We start from the raw sequence: 19735 nt of genomic DNA on the forward strand, positions 1-19735 counted from the left end.
TCCAGCGGTGGGATTGGACTATGGATGCGCCGCAGACTGCCTGTGGCGCATCCATAATCATCAGATTCTGAGCGCAACAATCGCATCAACGATATCCTTGGAATCACCGCCCAGCGCCTCTGCGCTGGTGTACCAATAGTCCTTACTGGCATCCGCGGGGGCCTGCGCGTCGGCCCATTCGCTGACGGTTGCTCCCTCTTCTTCATAGAGTTTATAGAATTCTTCATCCGCCGCAATCACCTTTTCGGCATGCGCAGCAGTCAGGCTGTCAAAGCTCTCTTGCAGCACCGCCTGCACCTGTGGATCCAACTGGTTCCAGAAATCCTTGTTAAATTCTACTGCACAGGATGAGAACATATGCCCTGCTTTTAGGATGTACGGGCCCACCTTGTGGTAGCCACTGGGATACAGCGAGTTGTTCGGGCATTCCACAGCTTCACAGATACCACTGTTGAAGGCGGTGTACATCTCACTGTAGGAGATCGTAGTCGGTACCATTCCCAGCAGGGTCGCCGTATCCTTATAAACCTGGATCTCCGGGACGCGCAGGATCACACCCTTGCAATCCTCCAGAGAGGCAAGCTGCTTTTTCGAGCAGATATTGCGCACACCGTTGACATAATAACCCAGTGCGTGCAGATTAGAGTTCTCCTCCAGCGCAGCGGAGAATTTGTCCATGATGTCGCTCTCCAGCGTCTTTAGCTGATGTTCATAGGACTGGAACAGGAATGGATAAAACAGAATCGCATATTCCTCCGCGTAATTTTGCAGTTGGGAGGTATCGGTAACAGTGAGGTCCACCGCTCCAAGGTCCGTCTGTTCAATAATCTCGGTGATGGAACCCAGGGAGCCTCCAGAATAGTATTCCCATTCCACAGCGCCGCCGGTCTTCTCGGTCACCAGGTCCATCCACTCCTCCACGAGTTCCACTGCCAATTCACCACCGGCGTAACCGTGTGCAAATTTGATCTTTACCGGCTTTATATCGGAAAAATCATCGCCTCCGACCGTGGACTGCGGCGTTTGGGAATCCGCGGCAGATGTACTGGGCGCCGTTTCAGGCGCAGCCGCGTTGTCGGCAGAGGATCCACAGGCCATCAGCGACAGGCACAGAACCAATCCAAGCAATACAGAAAGAACCTTTTTCATTCAAATGCCTCCATTCTATTTTCACAAAATTTACATTCCTTATTATTAGAGAACTGACGGCAACCAGATTCCCAATCCGGGGAAAAAAATAATCAAGATTACGATAATTGCCATTGTCAGTACATAAGGAATAATCGGCCGGATGGTTTTGGTGACCGGCGTACCGTCCACCCCGCAGACCACATACAATAAAGTGCCTACCGGCGGCGTAATGGTGCAGGTCAAGAAGGAAATAGAAAACACAATTGCAAAAAGCGAAAAGTCAATGCCCAGTTCCGCCACAATCGGCATCAGGATCGGCATCAGCATGAGGCAGGAAGCAATCGAGTCAATGAAGCATCCCAGCAGCAACCCCAGCAATAGAATAAAAAACAGGAAAAGTCGCTGATGCGGAATATAGGTAAGTACAAAATCTGCAACGATCTTATCCGTTCCCAAGGTGGTGAGCATATAAGCGAACACACCGGAGGACGCGATCAGCAGCATCGGGCCCACTGAGGAAAGCACCCCCTGCACCAGGCAGTTGATAAAGGAATTGAGGTTCAGTTTTCGGATGCAAATGCCATAGAGAATTCCATACAGCGAAGCGACCGCACCCGCTTCCGTGGCGGTAAATACCCCCATCAGGATTCCGCCCAGAATAATCATCGGCATCAGTAGCGCCCAAATTGCTTTTTGAAAGGTTTTCCAGATATTTTGAAAACCCAGGAACGGGGAAACTGGGACATTTTTCTTGCGGGCGTAGAGATAGTTGACGATCATGAAACCAACGCCCATGATGATCCCGGGGATCAAACCGGAAAGAAACAAATCACCCACATTGGTGCCTGTCGCGTTCGCCAGGATCACCATGAAAATGCTTGGCGGAATGATCGGTCCCAACGCGCCCGCCGCAGCCACAATCGATACAGCCTGTCCATCTTCGTATCCGCTACGTTTCAAAGCGGGCAACATCACCGCACCGATCGCCGCGCCGTCTGCGTTCGCTGAGCCGGATACCCCGGCCATGATCATACCGGTCAGTGTGGCGGTGTGCGCCAGACCGCCTTTGATATGTCCCACCAGACTGTTGGCAAATTTCATAATTCCCTCGGTGATCCCAGTTGTTTCCATCAACTGGCCTGCCAGCATAAAGAAGGGAATCGCCATCAGGGAAAAACTGTCGGTCTGCCCAAACATTTTCTGGGCCAAGATAAAACCCGGCACATCGGAACATAAAAGCCACATGGCGGACGAAGCGCCCATACAGATATAGATCGGGATCCCCAACATGATCAGTAGCATGAAAAGCAATATCATAGCCAGTAACATCGTGTATTTCCTCCAGCCTTACTGCCCGTAATTTTGATGGGGCGTTTGTTTTTTGAGCATCCCCAAATGGATGCGCAGCTGATCGGACATAACAAGGATAATCAGCAGATTGGACACCGCCATGGAAGAATACATAAATGTCAACGGAACCTCCACACCGGTCGTATATCTGCCCATCACCTTTGCCGCCAGTGTGATGGCCTGATACCCGTAATACATGGAAAACAATATAATCAGGATTATTGCGAACAGCTCGACTGCATATTTAAACTTCGCTGGAAGGCTTTGCACCAACAGGTCGAAGCTCATCGGATTTTTCCGGTAAAAAGTGATCGGCGCGCCCAGCATGATCATCCAGATAAACAGATACCGGGAGGTCTGTTCCGTCCAGGAAAGCGGGCTGCGCAGCACATATCTGCAGATCACCTGCGCCAGAATGAACACGATAGAAAGGAACAGTAGCAATGCGAGAATCCATTCCAGCAACTTTACCACTTTGGCAATCATTTTGGACAAATCCATCATCCTCTCAACATTGATCCGTCGGAAATCCCGGCGAATCCGTTTATTATATGGAGACGACGCCCCCATTTTCGACCAGTATTTTTTGCAGAGTAGGCACATCCACCTCTGTCACCGACAGATGGTTTTTCACAGCCAATGCCGCAGCCGTTCCTGCCGCTTCCCCCAAGGCCAGGCAGGCGCCCATCACCCGCAGCACCGCCAGAGCATAGGAATCTGTGGAAATGCACCGGCCAGTCACCACTAGCCCATCCAGCCTTTCAGGAATCATCGCTCCATAAGGAATCCCAATCCCGTGGTTTACCGGCTGAAAATACAGACCCACGCCGGAAAGGTGAATGTCACAGTTGTAACCGCCAAGCGCAATACTGTCCTCCGGTATATTTAGCGCATCAATATCAGCTTTGGTGACCGTCCTTCGCCCTCGAACCCGCCGGCTTTCCCGCACCCCTGCAAAAGCGCCGATATTGGCCAGATAGCAGTCCTCAAACCCTGGACAGTATTTTTTGAAAAACCGGGTCAGCATAGCAACCTGACGGTGCAGCTCATTGGTTGCCTGGCTCATCTGAATGGGGTCAGTGGGATCGATATCGATGACGCGGGAGGCGTTGATCAGATACTCGCCCTTGTTGGGCTGTGTGGCGAAGATGACCCGGTCGCGCGGAATGTCAAAATCCCCATTTTTTCTGGCCTGCTCAATGAATTCGCCAAATCCGGTAAAATAGATCGCCGACGAATGAAAAAGGTATTCTTTATCATAGTGCATGCCGTAACCTTTTGGGGATTCATAAGTCTCCGGGTGCTTTTCGATGTACTGCAAGAATTTTTCAGTATCCACCCCGCCCAGGCAAAAGGTCATGCTCACCGGCTGGACCTTGCCGCACTTGGAATGCCCGATATCGTACCGGGTTTCCTGTTTAGCGTGTACCGCGATGATCTCTTCCAGTTCCTCCGGCTGTCCAATTTCAAAGTCCGCCCCAGCCAAGTAAGCGGCGGTAGCATCTCCTGTGGCGTCGATCAGCACCTGACAGTCCGCGATATAGAGGTAACTGCCGGATACAAGGCTTACGCCACATACCTTGGAGCATTCTACACGCACGTCCAATAATGCCGCACTATACAAGATTTCCACCCCTGCATCCACGCATTTCCGCGTACAGGCGATTCGGTACCACCAGGGGCTCACTGTGGTAATGGAGTTGTGAAGCGGGCAGCGCAGATTTCCAAAAGCGAGCTTTTCTTCTGTCAATTCATCCACAATTTCCTCGATGATCCCACCCACAACTTTGTTTTGTTGTCGATCCAGGATTCCCAATGCGGGCATTCCAGACGCCATCAATCCCCCGAGTGCCCCTGTCCTTTCAACCAGCAGTGTTTTCGCGCCGCCGCGCGCAGAAGCAATCGCCGCAGGTACGCCGGCAGTCCCACCACCGATTACAATGACATCATATTGTCCCAGATGTTTTGTGATCACAGTCAACCCTCCATTATCATTCGTTTTTTATAATGACTAGAATAAAGAAACTACGTTAAAAATACAAAAAAAAGACCAAAGCCCTCTCAGAGAGCGCTTTGACCTTCTCACAACCTCTAGTCATTAATCATATTTTAACACATATTTTCTCCATTTCAATCCATTCTCATCATCTTCTCCGTTTTGTTTGTTAATTCATATCGAATTTTGTCGAAATACAACAAAAATCAAATTTTTCATCTTGTTTATGCCGTGCAGTTGACGCATTACCTGACGAGCGGTTTTTATTAGATAAACCCTAATAACAAGAATCCAACTTGTCGCTTCAATTTGTAGTTATTATCATTATACCTGAGAAGTACTCAAACTCTATAGAGTAATTCATCCAAGGACATTATGTGGACGCCGCAATCTGTCAAACCCTCGTCCCTTTCATATGCGATGGTCACCCCAGGCTGCTCGTGATTGGAATTGTGGGGATATTGCGGGTCAGGCGATATCCGTTCTCCAAGGGAATACAGGCTGCCCAAAGCCAGCAGCTGGTCAACCTCTTCCGGTGTGTTGTAGTGATCTGCCAGAATTTTTCCGTTGTCATCAGGGTATCCATTGAAGTGGCAGAAGATAGTCAGGTATTGATCTTCTCCAATCTGTTTTGCGATGTAGCTTCTGGTGCCCAAAACATCTCATCCTCACATCTGTATCTCAATTTCATTTTTCGGTTCCATTGCTTCTGCCTCCCTGTTTTCCAATACCGGTTCGATCTCCGGCAGATACTTGGGGTCGAGTATGATTTCCGACTCATTCCTGCCGTTGAACAGGGCCAGTACATGGGCTTTTTCCATCTGCGATTTGTAAACTGTTCCCGATTCTACAAACCGGTCCGCAAACCACCTGGCGGTATCATAGCTCAGTGTCCATGACAGGGCCTTGATATTTTCTGCATTGTAGGATGTGACGCCCCGGTAGACGGTGACCGGGTCATCCAGCCCCGCCAGCTGTTCCCGCTCGTCGGTATCCATCAGGATCGCCGGGTCGGACGCCCGGAACATCTCCACCAATTCCACCTTGCTCACAGCCTCATCGCTGTTGGCGTATTCCGACATGATCCATGCTCCAGCGAGGATTTTTGAGAAGTCATCCCGCCCGAGATATGGTTTTGTGTACTTGAGGAAAGTCAGGGCATAGGGAGGATTGACCATCATATAGAGGTGGTATGGGCTGTCTGCTTCTTCAATCGCTTTTTTTATACTACCGCGCCATGCGTCCAGATCGTCCGGATTTTCCACAAGATTCAGAATTTGCATCTTCCCATCTTTCTGGCCATAGGTGATACCGCTGTTGGTAAAGGGATGCTGAACCACCATCGGGGAATACGGGGTTAATACCAGGTCGAGCATGAGGAGGGCTTTCGCCGTCTGCCGGACGCCGGCGAGATCGGTCATCTCCCGCATTTACATCCCTCCCATCTGGGGCATGCGTTCCGATTCAAGTCCCGCCATCACTTCATCCAGGCTGAGGAAACCTCGATAGCAAACATATCCTTCCGGGATGAACAGTCCCATCTCCCTGTCCAGACGATCCTCGCCGTAGGCTTGATAGTCATAATAATTTTCAAGGTTCTTGTCGAAGGAAAAATCCCCTGACTCCTGGATGAGATACCGGCCATATTCCGCTGCGGTTTTGATGCCGGGAACGAAGTCGAACAGTTCCAGATTTTTGGCAAGCTGTTCGATCTGGAGAGGGTTTCCCGGTTCGGCCATCTCAATGGCAGCATCCAGCTTTGTGCGGCTGCACCTGTCCAGTGCTGAAATTGCAGCGCACATTTTGTTTAGTTCCAAGATAGAACTTTCCTGCTTTTCCGCGATGTATTTGACCTTGGGAGACAGTTCACTGTCTGTAATCCTGTAACCGGCATCCTCTGGGGTAAGGCAGTCCCGCTCCAGAAGCCGTTTAATCTGTCTCTCCGGCATGGGTAGGTACAGCCAGGTGGATGCTTCGTTCCATCCTGTCTGCGAGGGAACCTCTAGGATCAGCTCTGATTGATCATACAGGTAACAGGGGAAATGGGTTCCATCATAGAGTTCTTCCATCTCCAGCCCGTTGTCGTAGATCACCCCGTAGGGGGTCACATACCCATCTGCATTGCAGATGAGCGAGAGGGCAAACTGTCGGGTGTCCAGCTGCTCCAGTTTTTCAGTAGGGACACACCCGCCGTGCAGGGTCAAATAATGATCCCGCCCGATCTGGTTCAGATCTGAGAAGTCAGTGATGACCGTCGTCTGCTGGCAGCAGAAGCTCAGGTTGATGAGATCCTTGATCCCATTGATCCCGAACTTTACCGCCGCTGCCTGGAACTGCGCCGCCTCCTGATCTGTGAAGCTGTCCAGCCGTTTGGCCAGATAGTCCAGCTCGTCCAGATTGACGCTGCTGCCTTCCATCCGCTTGAGGATGGGATACGCGCCGTCGATTTCGCTGATCCGGCAGTCCTGCTGCACAGCGTCCCCCAACTCCAATGCCTCCATCTGCTCCAAAATGGGTTCATACTCATTGGGTGGAATCGGGAAGGGGACGGCTGCCTCGCCATATTCTTCGTGCTTTGGATTTTTGAGAATTGCGTTGAAAATCAACGCTTCCACCTCCATTTCTTAACGACACACAATACCGAAACAGCGGGTCAAAGGGAATACCCAAACCTACCAATCTTACCTGCCTATCTTTGACCGCCAGTGCCGCTCGGTCAGCTCCTCCACATCGGTGCGCATACAGCTGCCGTCCCTGCCCCAACAGATAAAGCCGTGGTGGGGATACAGGCAGCCCTCACACTTATGGGCGGATCTCCCGCTGGCCTTGCCGATATGGGATCTGGGATCGCTTTGCTTCGTGGTCATGTCTCTCACCTCCTCCAAACGCAAAAAGAGCCGGGGCTTTGTTTCCAAAACCCCGGCTCTCACACATTTTTACATGTTCATTTGCTGTTCCGTTTCTTGGCCCCGTTCCAGCCGTTCCGCCAGATCTGGGATTGTGTACGCGATTTTCAGCCGGGCGTTCTGCAGGGCCTTCAACTGCTCATCCTGCGGGCTCATTTCCAGCAAAACGTCTGTGGCGCGGTACAACTCCGTCATTTCCTCCGGCGTAAACAGTTGGGCCTTGGAGATCAGCCCAGAGCGGACAGCGAAATCCTGCTTTGCGTTCCGAAAGTCGTTTCCATAGCGATGGACATGGTTGGCCTCGGTCCGGCTGCGTTCCCAGATCCATGTGGCAAACTGATACACCTGCCCATCCTCCTGTTCCCACCCCATCAGCACCGCGCCGCCAAAATCCGCAAGCGAACAGAGCTTGTTTGCGAATCCCCCGGCAGAGAGACGGGGTGCGGTTTCAACGGCATGGACATATTCATATACCTCGCCGGCAAGGGCGTCCGTTCGATGAAACAGGTCATTCGCTTCCATACTCTCACTCCATTCCCGCAACAGGGACACATTACCGGTGGGATCGACAGTGAGGGAGGGGTGACTGCCAAGCAGGACGGAAAGGCAGGTAGGAGAGGTCTCTCTGCTGTCGATTCCTACTCCCGCCAGACGTCTGGACAACTCTATAAAATATTTTTGCTGCATCTCAACAACTCCTTTAATTGTAAGTTTATCTGCCCGTCTTTATCTGGGGATATATCATCTGTGGGCTCTCTGCCGCTGTGGGCCTGCTTTGGTTTGTGTTTCACCTACCCTGGAACGCAAAAAAGCGCCGGAGCCTTATTTCTAAAACCCCGGCGCTCACAAACTCATATTGATTTCATTTTGATTGGATTGGCTCACCAGCTCCTGCAGATTTGGAACGCCACACTCGATCTGGCGGCAGATATCCTCCAGCAGCTGTCGTTTGCCCCCCACATAGCAGCTATTCTCCAGTTCCTCTGACACACAGCGGTAGATTTCCGACAGCTGCTCTGGGGTAAAAACGAGGTCACGGTCCACCAATCTGGCGCGGAAGGCAAAATCCTGCTTGGCACCCTCATAGCTACCGGCGAAGTAGTGGCCCGTCTCCACATATTCATGCCTGGGGTCCCAGCTCCATGTGACAAACTGGCAGCCGTGTGCGGTTTCCCTGCCTGCCAGCACCACGCCGCCGAAGTCGGCCAGCTGCTTGTAACCATCCTCTGGATCAAGACCCTTGGCGTGGAGAGGGGGCGCGGCTTCCAACGCATTGAGGTACGCTCTGACCGTGTGCGCGATCCTCGTTGTTTCATATTGGAGTTCATTGGCCTCCTCGGATTCTTTGCGGCCTTCACAGCTGAAGATGTTGCTGGTATGGTGTACGTCGCAGACGGGTTCCCCGTCCAGATACACATGCAGGATGTTTGCGCCTTTCCTCTCTGATACGATGCCCTTTTCCCGCAGCTGCAGGGATAGTTCATCGAAGAAGCGGCTGCGGGCCTTCTCCTGCCGGGCATGGATGTTTTCCATTATTTTCCTCCTTTGTAACTTTAGCGCCCTTTTTCGGGAAATGAAAAAAGGCGCCAACCCTTCAGCCTGTTGGCTGAGAGATTGACGCCTTTGGCACTCTGACTTTTGCTGGATACAAAAACAGCGCCCTTTTTGAAAATTCCATTTCAAAAAGGGCGCTGTGAGTTCTGAGGGACTTTGAAGGTTCGAATCCTGCCAGCTTGTGCAAAACCCTCATTTGGATCTTTGGTTTCACCTCTGAATTTTGAGGGACAAAAACCCCCGAAAAGCCCGATACCATCGGCATTTCTGCCGATGGTATCCAAAGTGGGTATGCTTTTTGGCGGAGATGAAGGGATTTGAACCCTTGCGCCAGTTTCCCGACCTACTCCCTTAGCAGGGGAGCCCCTTCACCAACTTGGGTACATCTCCAAATAGGTGGTAACGTCTCTTAATTCTATTTGCCTCGTAAGGAGAATTGGCGGAGAGAGTGGGATTCGAACCCACGGCTCTTGCGAGTCACTGGTTTTCAAGACCAGCTCCTTAAACCGCTCGGACATCTCTCCGTACGTGACGGAGATTATAATACCACAAAATGCCTGCGAAGTCAAGCATCCGGCGAACCTTTCCCGCCTCTTTTGGGGCGGGATTTTTTCCGCGCGGGTTTCTTGCGGACCGAAAAACCAAACGTGCCGATCTGTCTGCCGAGTTCGAAATATTCTCCATGCGCATAGGCCGCAAGCCCCGCCGCGCCCAGATTGAGCCTGCCCGCTTTATCCACAAGCTTCGGATCTACATCGATCGCCACGATCTTCGCCAGGAACATATGATGGGTACCCAGCTCGAGCATCCGCTCCACCCGGCATTCCAGCGAAAGCGGACTTTCCGCAATGAGCGGCGCTGAAATCTCCGCGGCGGCCTCCGGAGTGAGCTTGCAGGCCGCGAACTTATCCAAGTCGCGGCCAGAACGCACGCCACAGAAATCCGCCGCACGCACCAGTGCCGTGGTGGTGAGATTCACCGCGAATTCGCCGCTCTCCCGAATGAGCCCATAGGAATACCGCTCCGGCCGGACAGAAATATAGGTCATTGCCGGATTGGTATTGACAATGCCGGTCCAGGCAACTGTAAAGGTGTTCGGCTTTTCCAACGTCCCACAGCTGACCAGCGCAGGCGGGACCGGTGCGAGCAGCGTCCCAGGTTTCCAAACTAATTTTGGCATGGCGGCAATTGCACCTTCCTTATCATCTGCATTCTGAGGCTAAGCATACCATATTTCGGAGGCATGATGCAACAAAACGAATCTGGAACCGACACTATTTGATAGACAGGCATCCTGCGAATGGGTATAATATAGTAAAGAATCATAACCATACGTAATAACCACGCAGCATAATTACTATATGGATAGGAGCACAGAATGAAAAATCGATTTCTTGCCAAAATCCTTGCCGCTGTGTTGACCCTCGCGCTCTGCCTGTTGTCCTCCCCTGTCGCGTACGCCGCCGGTTCCCCTTCCATTCCGGATCCGAAAAACATTGCGGCCGAGGACCTTTTAATGCGCGACTACATCCGCATTTACGAAAACGCGCTGCTTGGCGCGCAATTTGAACCAGGAAAAGCCGATCCTGAAGCTGCTGTGGCGTTCTCATTCGCGTTCCTGCGGGAAACCGGCGGGCTTGCGCCTTATGCCGTTTATCAGGACAGCAGAACCATTCTGCATTATTCGATCCCCGCGGCGGAGATCGATGAGCTCTGTTCCTTATTTTTCGGCTGCCATGCGCCGGAAAGCGGCTCGGACGAAGGCTTTCTCTTCCCTTCGGAAACGCCCGTGTCCCCGCAGTCTCCGGAGCTTTCACTTTTGGCCTGTGAAATGGATCCGGCCGGCAGGCTTTCTTTAACGATTGAACGGACAATGGACAGCCGCGCCTGGCGCACCGCGCGGTACGTCTTCGCCCCGTCGGCCGCGCCTGTTCCAGCCGTGCTTGCCGGGATCATTCCCGCCGGGCGGCAGCTCTACCGGTTCGTATCGGTCGAAAACCTCCCTCTTCCCGCGGCGCATGGCCGGGAGATCCCGATCAGCACGCCGCGGGAACTTGCAAAGCTCGCGGATCTGGTCAACTCCGGCGACAGCGCCTATGCCGCGAATACCTACCGACTTACAGCCGACCTCGACCTTGGCGGGATCTCAATCGACCCGATTGGCTGTTATCTGCCCACTGACCCGCGCGACCCGGCCCCAGCCGGTTTTTCCGCGGTTTTCGATGGCGGCGGTCACACCATCCGGAACCTTTCGATGGTCGTTTCCGGCTCGCCCGCCGGGTTATTTTCCTGCGTCGGCAGGGACGGACGCGTCACCGGGCTTTCGCTTTGGGGTGGGCTGGTTCGTCTTGAAACGGAATCCGGGGATGACTGCGCACCCGCCGGCGGGCTCGCGGGCGCCTGTTACGGCGTCATAGAGGACTGCAGCTTTTCCGGTCAGGTACAGGGCGGCAAAGAAACCGGTGGGCTCATCGGGAAACTTGTGGGCGGGACGGTCCGCGGCTGCCGGGCTGACGTACAGGTGTCCGGCACAGCATCGACCGGCGGACTCATTGGCCGCACGCTGGACGCCGGGGTCTATACCTGCACCGCAACCGGAAACGTGACCGCGGACGCGGAAGATAACCAGCTTCCAATTGACATTGGCGGGTTCATCGGGCATAATGAAAACACTTATATCAGCCGCGGAATCGTGTCGGTGCGCGTCACCGCTCCCGCTAAATACCGGCGGATCGGTTGCGTGGCCGGTTATAATTACGGCGCGTTCACCGACAGCTTTTACAATGCTGACCTCGCCGCGGGAGGCGCGCCTATCGGCTACGCCTACACCGGAGCGGATTACACGGTCGACCTCACCGGACTTCCATCCGCGCAGCTGACAGAAATGGGGGTACTTGGTTCATGAGCATCAGTCCTTTCGGATTCGGGTTTGACCTGATGTCGACTCTCTTTCCAATTTTTTTCTTTGTCGTTTTCGCCATCATCATCGGCATTTTTATCCGCAACGCGGTCGTCGGCGCCCGGCAGTACAGCCGGAATAACGCTTCACCGGTTCTCACGGTGGACGCCACGCTCGTCTCGAAGCGCACCGACGTGCACCATCATCAGCATATGAATGCCGGTGATGCGACCGGTGCGCACGGGATGCACACCACCTCCTCCACCGATTACTATGTCACCTTTGAGGTAGAAAGCGGCGACCGGCTGGAATTCTGGGTGTCCGGCCGGGAATACGGGATGCTCGCTGAGGGGGACCACGGAAAACTCACCTTCCAGGGGACCCGTTACAAAGGATTTGAACGAACCCGTTGAGATAGATCATACAGGATAAAAAAATAGCCGTTATACGGCTATTTTTTGTTGGTTGTCTGCGCAATAATGTAGTATAATAATTTGGTAAATATGTGGAAACGCCATTCCAGGTTTCGGAGGGATTTTTTCAATGAAGGATGGATTTATCAGGGTCGCCTGCGGCACGCCGGACATCCGCGTGGCCGACTGTGCCCATAATGCTGATTCGATCATCGCGCTTGCGAAAAAAGCGCGGGAGGCCGGGGTGCAGCTGCTTGCGCTTCCCGAACTGTGTATCACCGGTTACACCTGCGGCGACCTTTTCTTGCAGCAGACGCTCCTGGAAGGAGCGCTCGAAGCGCTGAAAAAAATCGCAAAGGAGACTGCAAAGCTGGACATGCTCCTCTTTGCGGGCCTTCCGGTCATCCACCGCAGTAAGCTCTATAACTGCGCGGCCGCGATCTGCGGCGGCGAGATTCTCGGTTTCGTGCCGAAAACACATCTGCCGAACTATGGCGAGTTTTACGAAAAGCGTTGGTTTGCGCCCGCGCCGGACGAATATGATTATCACGACCTCTGGGACGACGCGGTCCCCTTCTGTCAAAACCAGCTCTTCTCCTGCGATACGCTGCCCGGCCTCACTGTGGCGGCTGAAATCTGCGAGGACCTCTGGGCCCCCAATCCGCCTTCCACCGCGCACGCCGCTGCGGGCGCGACGGTCATCGTGAATCTCTCTGCCAGCGACGAGACGGTCGGCAAGGACGCCTACCGGCGCGCGCTCGTCTCTGGGCAGTCGGCAAGGCTCGTCTGCGGCTACCTCTACGCCGATGCGGGCGAGGGCGAATCCACCACCGACATGGTCTTTGCCGGACACAACCTGATCTGCGAAAACGGCGTGCCGCTCGCTGAGAGCCGCCGCTTTGAAAATGGGTTCATCTTCTCGGAAATCGATGTGCAGCGGCTCGTCTACGAGCGGCGCAGGCTCACCACCTATCCGGAGAGAAAAGACAAAGGCTATCTGCATTCGACCTTTTCCCTCCCGGCACGCGAGACGCCGCTCTCCCGCCCGGTGCCCGCGAAACCATTCATTCCGTCCGATAAGTCCGCCCGGGAAAGCTGCTGCGAGGACATCCTGCGCATCCAGTCCTATGGCCTAAAAAAGCGGATCGAACATTCCCGCGCGAACACCTGCGTGGTCGGTATCTCGGGCGGGCTCGATTCGGCGCTGGCGCTTCTTGTCGCGGTGCGCGCGGCAGACCTCTGCGCCCGCAGCCGCAAGGATGTGGTCGCTGTGACCATGCCCTGTTTCGGCACCACCGCCCGCACCAAGGGCAACGCCGAACTTCTCTGCGAACGGCTCGGCGTGACCCTGCATCACATCGATATCAAGAAGGCGGTCGACCTGCACTTCGCGGACATCGGCCACGACCCACAAAAACGTGACGTGACCTACGAAAATGCCCAGGCACGGGAACGAACCCAGGTGCTGATGGATCTGGCAAATGAAACGAACGGTCTGGTGGTCGGCACCGGCGACCTCTCCGAGCTGGCGCTTGGCTGGGCGACCTACAACGGCGATCACATGTCGATGTACGGGGTCAACGCCTCGATTCCCAAAACGCTGGTACGCCATCTGGTTGCCTACGAGGCACAGCGCGCGGACGATGAAAAGCTGCGGGAGGTGCTCTATGACATTCTCGCAACGCCGGTCAGCCCTGAGCTTCTGCCGCCGCGCGAGGGTGAAATCGAGCAAAAAACCGAGGACCTCGTCGGCCCGTACGAATTGCACGACTTCTTCCTCTACTATATGATGCGCTGGGGATTCGCACCGCGCAAGATCTTCCGGCTCGCACTTTACGCCTTTGGGGAGGACTATCCCCGCGAAACCATCCTCAAATGGCTCAGAAACTTCTACCGCCGTTTCTTCGCGCAGCAGTTCAAGCGTTCCTGCCTGCCGGACGGCCCGAAAGTCGGTTCGGTTTCGCTTTCGCCGCGCGGCGACTGGCGGATGCCCAGCGACGCGGTGGCTTCGCTCTGGCTTGCCGAAGTGGACAGCCTCTGATTTCTCATGAACAGTACAATGGAGTAACAAAACGTGAATAATAAAACAGCATTCATAAAGGGGCTCAAGGATGGTGTGCCAATCTGCCTCGGATACCTTTCGGTCTCATTCACTTTCGGTATGATGTGCACCGAAAACGGCCTGCCATTCTGGATCTCCCTGCTCATCTCGATGACAAATCTCACCTCCGCCGGACAGTTCGCCGGAACGGCGCTGCTGCTCTCCGGCGGCGCCTACATAGAGATTGCCGTCACGACCTTCGTCATCAATATCCGCTACATGCTTATGAGCCTGTCGCTTGCGCAGAAGGCGGACCCCGCGATGCCAACCTGGCAGCGGGCGGTTCTCTCGTTCGGTGTGACCGACGAAATCTTCGCGGTGGGCATGCAGCAGAAAGGGCCGGTCACCGCCGCCTATCTGGCCGGGCTGATCTTCACCCCGTACTGGGGGTGGGCGCTCGGAACCCTGTTCGGCGCGACGGCAACCAGCCTTCTGCCCGCCGTCCTGCGCAGCGCGCTCGGCGTGGCCATCTACGGTATGTTTATCGCAATCATCGTGCCGCCTGCCCGCAAGGTGAAGCCGGTTGCGGTCGTCATCGCGATTGCGGTTGTGCTGAGCTGTGTCCTGCGCTTCACGCCGATACTCAAAAACCTTTCGAGCGGCTGGGCAATCATCCTCTGCGCAATCGCCGCTTCCGCTTACGCCGCTCTGCGCTATCCCGCGGGTGACGAGGATGAACCGGAGGTGGCCGCCGAATGAATTATCCACGTATCTTCACCGGGATTTTTATCATGGCGCTGGTCACCTACATCCCGCGCATGGTGCCGCTCGTCTTTATGAAACGGAAGATTGAAAACCGGTTCGTCAAATCGTTTTTGCAGTATGTCCCCTACGCCGTGCTCGCCGCGATGACCTTCCCGGACATCCTCTTCGCCACTTCCAGCATCGCATCCGCAGCCATCGGGCTGCTGGCCGCGCTGGTGCTCGCCTATCTGGGACGCGGGCTCCTCACGGTGGCGCTCGGCTCGACCGCCGCTGTCTTTCTGGCCGAACAAGTCATGCGTCTGTTCCTTTGAAAAGCGCCCAAAAAGGCCGCTGCAAAATGCAGCGGCCTTTTTCTTTGGCTTTTAGATCTTTTTCCACATGGACGGCGCAAACAAGAGAAGAATCGGAAAAATCTCGAGCCTGCCAATCAGCATATTCGCGGTGAGGATCACCTTGCTGAAATCGGAAAACACGGAATAGTTCTCGATCGGCCCCACCACGCCGAGGCCCGGCCCGATGTTATTGAGACAGGCAAGCACAGCGGTCAGGTTCGATTCAAACGAAAAATTGTCGAGCGCGATCAGCAGGATCGACACAACCGCAATCGCGCAGTAAACGGTCATATACGCGTGCACCCCGCGCAGGGTGGCATCGTCGATCATTTCGCCGTCCATCCGCACCGTCTTGACCGCGCGCGGGCGCAGCATCTTCTGCAGATCCCGTTTTGCGGACTTTAAGAGCAGCAGAAGCCTTGAGACCTTGATGCCGCCGCCGGTCGAACCGGCCGACGCGCCGACGATCATCAGCACCACCAGGATCACCCGGGAAAGCTCCGGCCAAACGTTAAAGTCGGTGGTGGCAAAGCCGGTGGTCGTCATGATCGAGGAAACCTGGAACGCCGCATGCCGCAGCGCTTCACCGAAGCGGTTGCCGAACATCGGCATGATGTCGACAGTGATGATCATAATCGATCCGAGCATAATCCCAAGGTAAGCGCGCAGTTCTTCGTTGTGGAACGCCTTGGAAAACTCACGGATGAGCAGCAGATAAAAGATATTGAAATTGACGCCGAACAACGCCATAAAGACAGTGACGACCACCTGCAGATAGGGGCTATAGCCGGCGATGCTGTCGTTTTTCACGCCGAAGCCGCCGGTGCCGGCCGTACCGAACATGGTGGTGATGCTGTCAAAGAGCGACATCCCGCCCGCCAGCAGGAAGATGACCTCGATGAGCGACAGCACGATATAGATACCGTAGAGGATGGTGGCGGTGTCGCGCATCTTCGGGACCAGTTTGCCGACCTGCGGCCCCGGGCTTTCCGCGCGCAGAAGATGCAGCGAGTTGCCCGAGCCCTTCGCAAGCGGTACGATTGCCAGCAGGAACACCAGCACGCCCATGCCGCCCAGCCAGTGGGTAAAGCTGCGCCAGTAAAGCATTCCGAACGGCAGCCCCTCCACGTTGGTCAGGATACTCGCGCCGGTGGTGGTGAAGCCGGAAACGGTTTCAAAGATGCAGTCGACAAAACTGGGGATCGACCCACTGAGGAAAAACGGCAGCGCGCCGAAGAACGACACCGCGATCCATGCCAGCGCAACCGTGAACATCCCGTCGCGCACATAGAGGGTCCTTTTCTCTGGACGGACAAAAACCGTCAGCATGCTCACCGCCAGAAGAATCAAAATGGTGATGAAAAAGCCGCTGACCGAGGCCTGCTCGTGATAGAGCAGCGCAACCGCGAGCGCGGGAACCATGAAGGCCGCCTCGACCCGCAGGATATAACCGATCAGGAACAGGATCATCCGATAATTCATAATCTTTTTACTCCCGAAAAAACAATCCCGTTATACGATATACTGGTCATTGATGGTGTATTCGTAATCGGACGCTTCAATTTTATCATCAAAAATGTCGTTGAGGTCATAGATGGTCTGGTCGGCCGTTGTGACCACAATCACCGTGTCATTGAGTTCAATGGTGTCCTCGCCCTTTGGGATGATGATCTTCCCATAGCGATTGATGCAGGCCAGCAGGATATTCGGCTTCAGGGTGATCTGCAAAAGCGTCTCTCCCAGGTGGCGGGTGGTCTCGGTCACGCGGAATTCAAGCGCCTCGACCTTGTTGTCCACGATGCGGTGCAGGGTCAGCACCGATCCGCCGGTTGTGTTCTGCATGGCGCGCACATAACGCACGATATCGTTTGCCGTCAGCAGCTTGGGGCTGATCACGCAATCGATCCCTTTATCCCGGAAGACCTCACTGTACTCGGTACGGTTGATCTTGGTGACCACCTTGGGCACGCCAATGTGGTTTGCGTACATCGAGATGAGGAGGTTTTCCTCGTCCATATTGGTCAGCGTAACCACCGCGTCGGTCTTTTCGATCCCTTCGGAAAGAAGAACCGCCTGGCTTGATCCGTCCGCGTTGATGATCTCTGCCTTCGGCAGCTTTTCTGCCAGCGTCCGGCAGCGTTCAGGCTTGGTTTCGATCAGTTTCACGTCCACGCCGATATCGAGCAGGTCGGCCGCCAGATAATAGGCGATTGTGCTGCCGCCGATGATCATGATATCGCGCACCCGGCGGCTCTCGATATGCAGATTGCGGATAAGCGTCGCCAGATCGGCTGCCGAAGCGGTGACATAAATTTTGTCGCCCTGCTTGAGCTGGAAGTTTCCGTCCGGGATGAAAACCCCGTCTCCCCGCTCAACCGCACAGACCAGCACCCGCACGCCGGCAATCTTATACATTTCAGAAAGATGTTTATCGTTGAGGATGTTCCCTTCGCGCAGAACAATCTCCACAATTTCCACACGGCCTTTGGCGAACGAATCCCGCTTGAGGAAGGAGGGGAACTGCAACAGGCGGAAAATCTCGCTCGCTGCCGTTCGTTCAGGATTGATGGTCATACTGAGCCCCAGCTCCTCCTTTAAAAAGAAAAGCTGCTCGGCATATTCAGGGTTGCGCATGCGGGCAATGGTATGCGCGCAGCCAAGCTTGCGCGCGATGATGCAGCAAAGGATGTTGATCTCATCCGCGCTTGTCGCCGCGATCACCAGGTCACAGTCGCCGACATCCGCCTGCTTCTGCACCTTGAGGCTCGCGCCGTTTCCATGCACCACCATCACGTCGAGCGTCTCGACCGACTCCTGCAGCACCTGTTTGTTAGAGTCAATCACCACGATGTCATGGCCTTCCTTGCTGAGCTGCTCGGTCAGGGTATAACCGACCTTGCCGTCGCCCACAATCACGATCTTCATATTCCGTATCTCCTCTTGCCGTTTTCCCCCGGCATCTTTGCAAAACTTTAACCAAAATGCGCGAAATATTATTATAGTCTTTATATCCGAACAATGCAATACTATCACAGAAATTCCCCGGATACAAGGGGTTGTCCCGTAAAAAAAGCGCCCGCGGACTTCCGTCCGCGGGCGCTTCTCGCATTCCTTCCTACTGCCCGATTGCCGCCAGGGTGGTGCCTGGATAATAATGCGCGAGGATCTCATCAAAGGTGGCGCCCTGGCGCGCCATATAATCCGCTCCATACTGCGAAAGGCCGACACCATGCCCATAGCCGGTGACTGTGAAGATGAATTTTGCGCCGTCCCAGCTGATTGCAAAGTCGGAAGAACGCAGGTCAAGCAGCGAACGCAGCTCCTTGCCGTGCATCTGCTGATCCCCAGCCGAAAGTTTTGTCACATAACCGCCCTGCGAGCGTTCGAGCACCGAAAACCATCCGGACGGGTCGGCCCCGAGCTGGATATCCGGACAGGCGCCGCGCAGGGCCGCGGCGACCTCATCGGCGGAGAAGGTTTCGGTCGTGACGAAATCGGGCGCGAGCGTATCTCCGAAACTCTCGACCGGCACGAGGTAAGGCTTTCCGCCGATCCAGACATTGGCGGCGTCCTCGGTGGTTCCGGAGGACATCGAATGATAGGCCGCCACAATCGGCTCTCCCTCATAGGTCAGAAGGTAAGCGCTCACCGAATCCGCCGCGTCGCAGATGGTTTTCCAGTAGGCGTCTGCCAGTTCACCGTAACGTTCACGGAAGACCGCTTCGGTGGTGTAACTCTTCCAGTTGAGCGGGTCGGCCGAAAGGTCGGCGCCATTCAGCCGTTCTTCTCCGAGGCCTTCGGCGTTGAGCCGCTTTAGATTCAGAGCGTATGTATGCGCCGCCACCGCCTGCGCTTTGAGCGCTTCGGGATGAAAGGTCGGCGGCAATTCAGCTGCAAGCGCGCCGCGCACATAATCCCGCGCGCTCACCGAAAAAAGTTCGCCGGTGCGCTCGTCCAGGATTTGAAAGCCGTCGTCCTGCAGTTCCACCGTCTGATGCGGCGCGGCCGGTTCTGCAGGATCCCCTTCCTGCGGCTGCGAATTTGCAGGAACCCGGTTCTCATTATTCGTCTGTGCGCTTTGAGCCGGCTCCCGCACTGGGAGAAGCTGGAGATTTCCAGCATCCTGGTTCAGCGCCAGGAGTGGGATCAAAAACATAACCAGGGCAAACACGAGGGTGTTTATCAGTTTCATCTGTCTTTTACTTCCTCTCATTATGAAAGATTTTTCGCGAACGCCTTCATATTATTTCTATTTTCAGAATGTATTTGCTTGACTTCACCCCATAGCTACAGTACAATTATACCTGTCATCCGGCGATGTCAAACGCATCCAACCGACGAAAGGAGC

At 54.7% G+C, this 19735-nt stretch carries 19 protein-coding genes and 2 tRNA genes; 5 read left to right on the plus strand and 16 right to left on the minus strand.

Translation table 11 applies throughout. From position 1 onward, the window contains the following. Positions 1 to 60: 60 nt before the first annotated feature. From DWV16_RS00410 to DWV16_RS00470, 13 genes are all read right to left on the minus strand, one after another. A complete protein-coding gene (locus tag DWV16_RS00410) occupies positions 61 to 1149 on the minus strand; it encodes a TRAP transporter substrate-binding protein (RefSeq protein ID WP_118477529.1) in 1089 nt (362 codons plus the stop codon). A 45-nt stretch (positions 1150 to 1194) separates the two neighbouring features. Beyond that, the gene (locus DWV16_RS00415; protein ID WP_118477530.1) at positions 1195 to 2460 is read right to left on the minus strand and encodes a TRAP transporter large permease; all 1266 of its coding nucleotides are present in this window, start codon (positions 2458 to 2460) and stop codon (positions 1195 to 1197) included. Between the two features lie 18 nt (positions 2461 to 2478). Beyond that, a complete protein-coding gene (locus DWV16_RS00420) occupies positions 2479 to 2967 on the minus strand; it encodes a TRAP transporter small permease (RefSeq protein ID WP_243007254.1) in 489 nt (162 codons plus the stop codon). A 61-nt stretch (positions 2968 to 3028) separates the two neighbouring features. After that, positions 3029 to 4456, minus strand: a complete 1428-nt coding sequence (locus DWV16_RS00425; protein WP_158572743.1) for an FAD-dependent oxidoreductase — start codon at positions 4454 to 4456, stop codon at positions 3029 to 3031. Between the two features lie 362 nt (positions 4457 to 4818). After that, positions 4819 to 5133: a hypothetical protein gene (locus DWV16_RS00430; RefSeq protein WP_118477533.1), complete on the minus strand. Its 315-nt coding sequence runs from the start codon at positions 5131 to 5133 to the stop codon at positions 4819 to 4821. Positions 5134 to 5145: 12 nt separating this feature from the next. After that, positions 5146 to 5907: a hypothetical protein gene (locus DWV16_RS00435; protein ID WP_118477534.1), complete on the minus strand. Its 762-nt coding sequence runs from the start codon at positions 5905 to 5907 to the stop codon at positions 5146 to 5148. Next, complete coding sequence (locus DWV16_RS00440) at positions 5908 to 7083, minus strand: antirestriction protein ArdA (RefSeq protein WP_243007246.1); 1176 nt, start codon at positions 7081 to 7083, stop codon at positions 5908 to 5910. Between the two features lie 75 nt (positions 7084 to 7158). Next, complete coding sequence (locus DWV16_RS00445; RefSeq protein WP_118477536.1) at positions 7159 to 7344, minus strand: hypothetical protein; 186 nt, start codon at positions 7342 to 7344, stop codon at positions 7159 to 7161. 69 nt (positions 7345 to 7413) lie between these two features. Continuing rightward, positions 7414 to 8070, minus strand: a complete 657-nt coding sequence (locus DWV16_RS00450) for a hypothetical protein (protein WP_118477537.1) — start codon at positions 8068 to 8070, stop codon at positions 7414 to 7416. A 156-nt stretch (positions 8071 to 8226) separates the two neighbouring features. Next, entirely contained in the window at positions 8227 to 8916 is a 690-nt protein-coding gene (locus tag DWV16_RS00455) for a hypothetical protein (RefSeq protein WP_118477538.1), read from the minus strand. A 320-nt stretch (positions 8917 to 9236) separates the two neighbouring features. Next, positions 9237 to 9327: transfer RNA gene (locus DWV16_RS00460), tRNA-Ser, on the minus strand. Between the two features lie 47 nt (positions 9328 to 9374). Then, positions 9375 to 9461 (minus strand) — tRNA-Ser (locus tag DWV16_RS00465). Positions 9462 to 9502: 41 nt separating this feature from the next. Beyond that, positions 9503 to 10117 carry a flavin reductase family protein gene (locus DWV16_RS00470; RefSeq protein WP_066457560.1) on the minus strand — a complete coding sequence of 205 codons (615 nt, stop codon included), beginning with the start codon at positions 10115 to 10117 and terminating at the stop codon, positions 9503 to 9505. 198 nt (positions 10118 to 10315) lie between these two features. Here DWV16_RS00470 and DWV16_RS00475 point away from each other — a divergent pair, with 198 nt between their 5' ends. The 5 genes from DWV16_RS00475 to DWV16_RS00495 all read left to right on the plus strand — a co-directional run bounded on the left by DWV16_RS00475 (position 10316) and on the right by DWV16_RS00495 (position 15366). Next, the gene (locus DWV16_RS00475) at positions 10316 to 11842 is read left to right on the plus strand and encodes a hypothetical protein (protein WP_118477539.1); all 1527 of its coding nucleotides are present in this window, start codon (positions 10316 to 10318) and stop codon (positions 11840 to 11842) included. Further along, on the plus strand, positions 11839 to 12249 hold the full coding sequence (locus DWV16_RS00480; RefSeq protein WP_066457557.1) for a DUF2500 domain-containing protein: 411 nt from the start codon (positions 11839 to 11841) through the stop codon (positions 12247 to 12249). Before DWV16_RS00475 ends, DWV16_RS00480 begins: the two co-directional genes overlap by 4 nt. Positions 12250 to 12379: 130 nt before the next feature. Next, positions 12380 to 14290, plus strand: a complete 1911-nt coding sequence (locus DWV16_RS00485) for an NAD(+) synthase (RefSeq protein WP_118477540.1) — start codon at positions 12380 to 12382, stop codon at positions 14288 to 14290. A gap of 33 nt (positions 14291 to 14323) precedes the next feature. Continuing rightward, positions 14324 to 15049 (plus strand): AzlC family ABC transporter permease, encoded by a 726-nt coding sequence (locus DWV16_RS00490; protein WP_118477541.1) that lies wholly within the window; start codon positions 14324 to 14326, stop codon positions 15047 to 15049. Next, positions 15046 to 15366, plus strand: coding sequence for an AzlD domain-containing protein (locus tag DWV16_RS00495; RefSeq protein WP_066457551.1), 321 nt, complete (start codon positions 15046 to 15048; stop codon positions 15364 to 15366). Before DWV16_RS00490 ends, DWV16_RS00495 begins: the two co-directional genes overlap by 4 nt. 51 nt (positions 15367 to 15417) lie before the next feature. On the opposite strand, the gene DWV16_RS00500 is transcribed toward DWV16_RS00495, so the two are convergent. The 3 genes from DWV16_RS00500 to spoIID form a co-directional block, all read right to left on the minus strand. Further along, on the minus strand, positions 15418 to 16869 hold the full coding sequence (locus tag DWV16_RS00500) for a TrkH family potassium uptake protein (RefSeq protein WP_066457549.1): 1452 nt from the start codon (positions 16867 to 16869) through the stop codon (positions 15418 to 15420). Positions 16870 to 16899: 30 nt separating this feature from the next. After that, positions 16900 to 18312, minus strand: a complete 1413-nt coding sequence (trkA, locus tag DWV16_RS00505) for a Trk system potassium transporter TrkA (RefSeq protein ID WP_066457546.1) — start codon at positions 18310 to 18312, stop codon at positions 16900 to 16902. Between the two features lie 190 nt (positions 18313 to 18502). After that, positions 18503 to 19579, minus strand: coding sequence for a stage II sporulation protein D (gene spoIID / locus DWV16_RS00510; RefSeq protein WP_066457541.1), 1077 nt, complete (start codon positions 19577 to 19579; stop codon positions 18503 to 18505). Between the last annotated feature and the right edge of the window lie 156 nt (positions 19580 to 19735).

It is taken from the genome of Anaerotruncus sp. AF02-27 (genome assembly GCF_003465835.1).
GTDB classification, from domain to species: Bacteria; Bacillota; Clostridia; order Oscillospirales; family Ruminococcaceae; genus Anaerotruncus; species Anaerotruncus rubiinfantis.

Coding starts and splice junctions, on each gene's coding strand:
- DWV16_RS00450 (WP_118477537.1), bottom strand. CDS start 8,070: ATGCAGCAAAAATATTTTATAGAGTTGTCCAGACGTCTGGCGGGAGTA.
- trkA (WP_066457546.1), bottom strand. CDS start 18,312: ATGAAGATCGTGATTGTGGGCGACGGCAAGGTCGGTTATACCCTGACC.
- DWV16_RS00420 (WP_243007254.1), bottom strand. CDS start 2,967: ATGATTGCCAAAGTGGTAAAGTTGCTGGAATGGATTCTCGCATTGCTA.
- DWV16_RS00480 (WP_066457557.1), top strand. CDS start 11,839: ATGAGCATCAGTCCTTTCGGATTCGGGTTTGACCTGATGTCGACTCTC.
- DWV16_RS00410 (WP_118477529.1), bottom strand. CDS start 1,149: ATGAAAAAGGTTCTTTCTGTATTGCTTGGATTGGTTCTGTGCCTGTCG.
- DWV16_RS00485 (WP_118477540.1), top strand. CDS start 12,380: ATGAAGGATGGATTTATCAGGGTCGCCTGCGGCACGCCGGACATCCGC.
- DWV16_RS00445 (WP_118477536.1), bottom strand. CDS start 7,344: ATGACCACGAAGCAAAGCGATCCCAGATCCCATATCGGCAAGGCCAGC.
- DWV16_RS00475 (WP_118477539.1), top strand. CDS start 10,316: ATGAAAAATCGATTTCTTGCCAAAATCCTTGCCGCTGTGTTGACCCTC.
- DWV16_RS00435 (WP_118477534.1), bottom strand. CDS start 5,907: ATGCGGGAGATGACCGATCTCGCCGGCGTCCGGCAGACGGCGAAAGCC.
- spoIID (WP_066457541.1), bottom strand. CDS start 19,579: ATGAAACTGATAAACACCCTCGTGTTTGCCCTGGTTATGTTTTTGATC.
- DWV16_RS00495 (WP_066457551.1), top strand. CDS start 15,046: ATGAATTATCCACGTATCTTCACCGGGATTTTTATCATGGCGCTGGTC.
- DWV16_RS00500 (WP_066457549.1), bottom strand. CDS start 16,869: ATGAATTATCGGATGATCCTGTTCCTGATCGGTTATATCCTGCGGGTC.
- DWV16_RS00470 (WP_066457560.1), bottom strand. CDS start 10,117: ATGCCAAAATTAGTTTGGAAACCTGGGACGCTGCTCGCACCGGTCCCG.
- DWV16_RS00455 (WP_118477538.1), bottom strand. CDS start 8,916: ATGGAAAACATCCATGCCCGGCAGGAGAAGGCCCGCAGCCGCTTCTTC.
- DWV16_RS00415 (WP_118477530.1), bottom strand. CDS start 2,460: ATGTTACTGGCTATGATATTGCTTTTCATGCTACTGATCATGTTGGGG.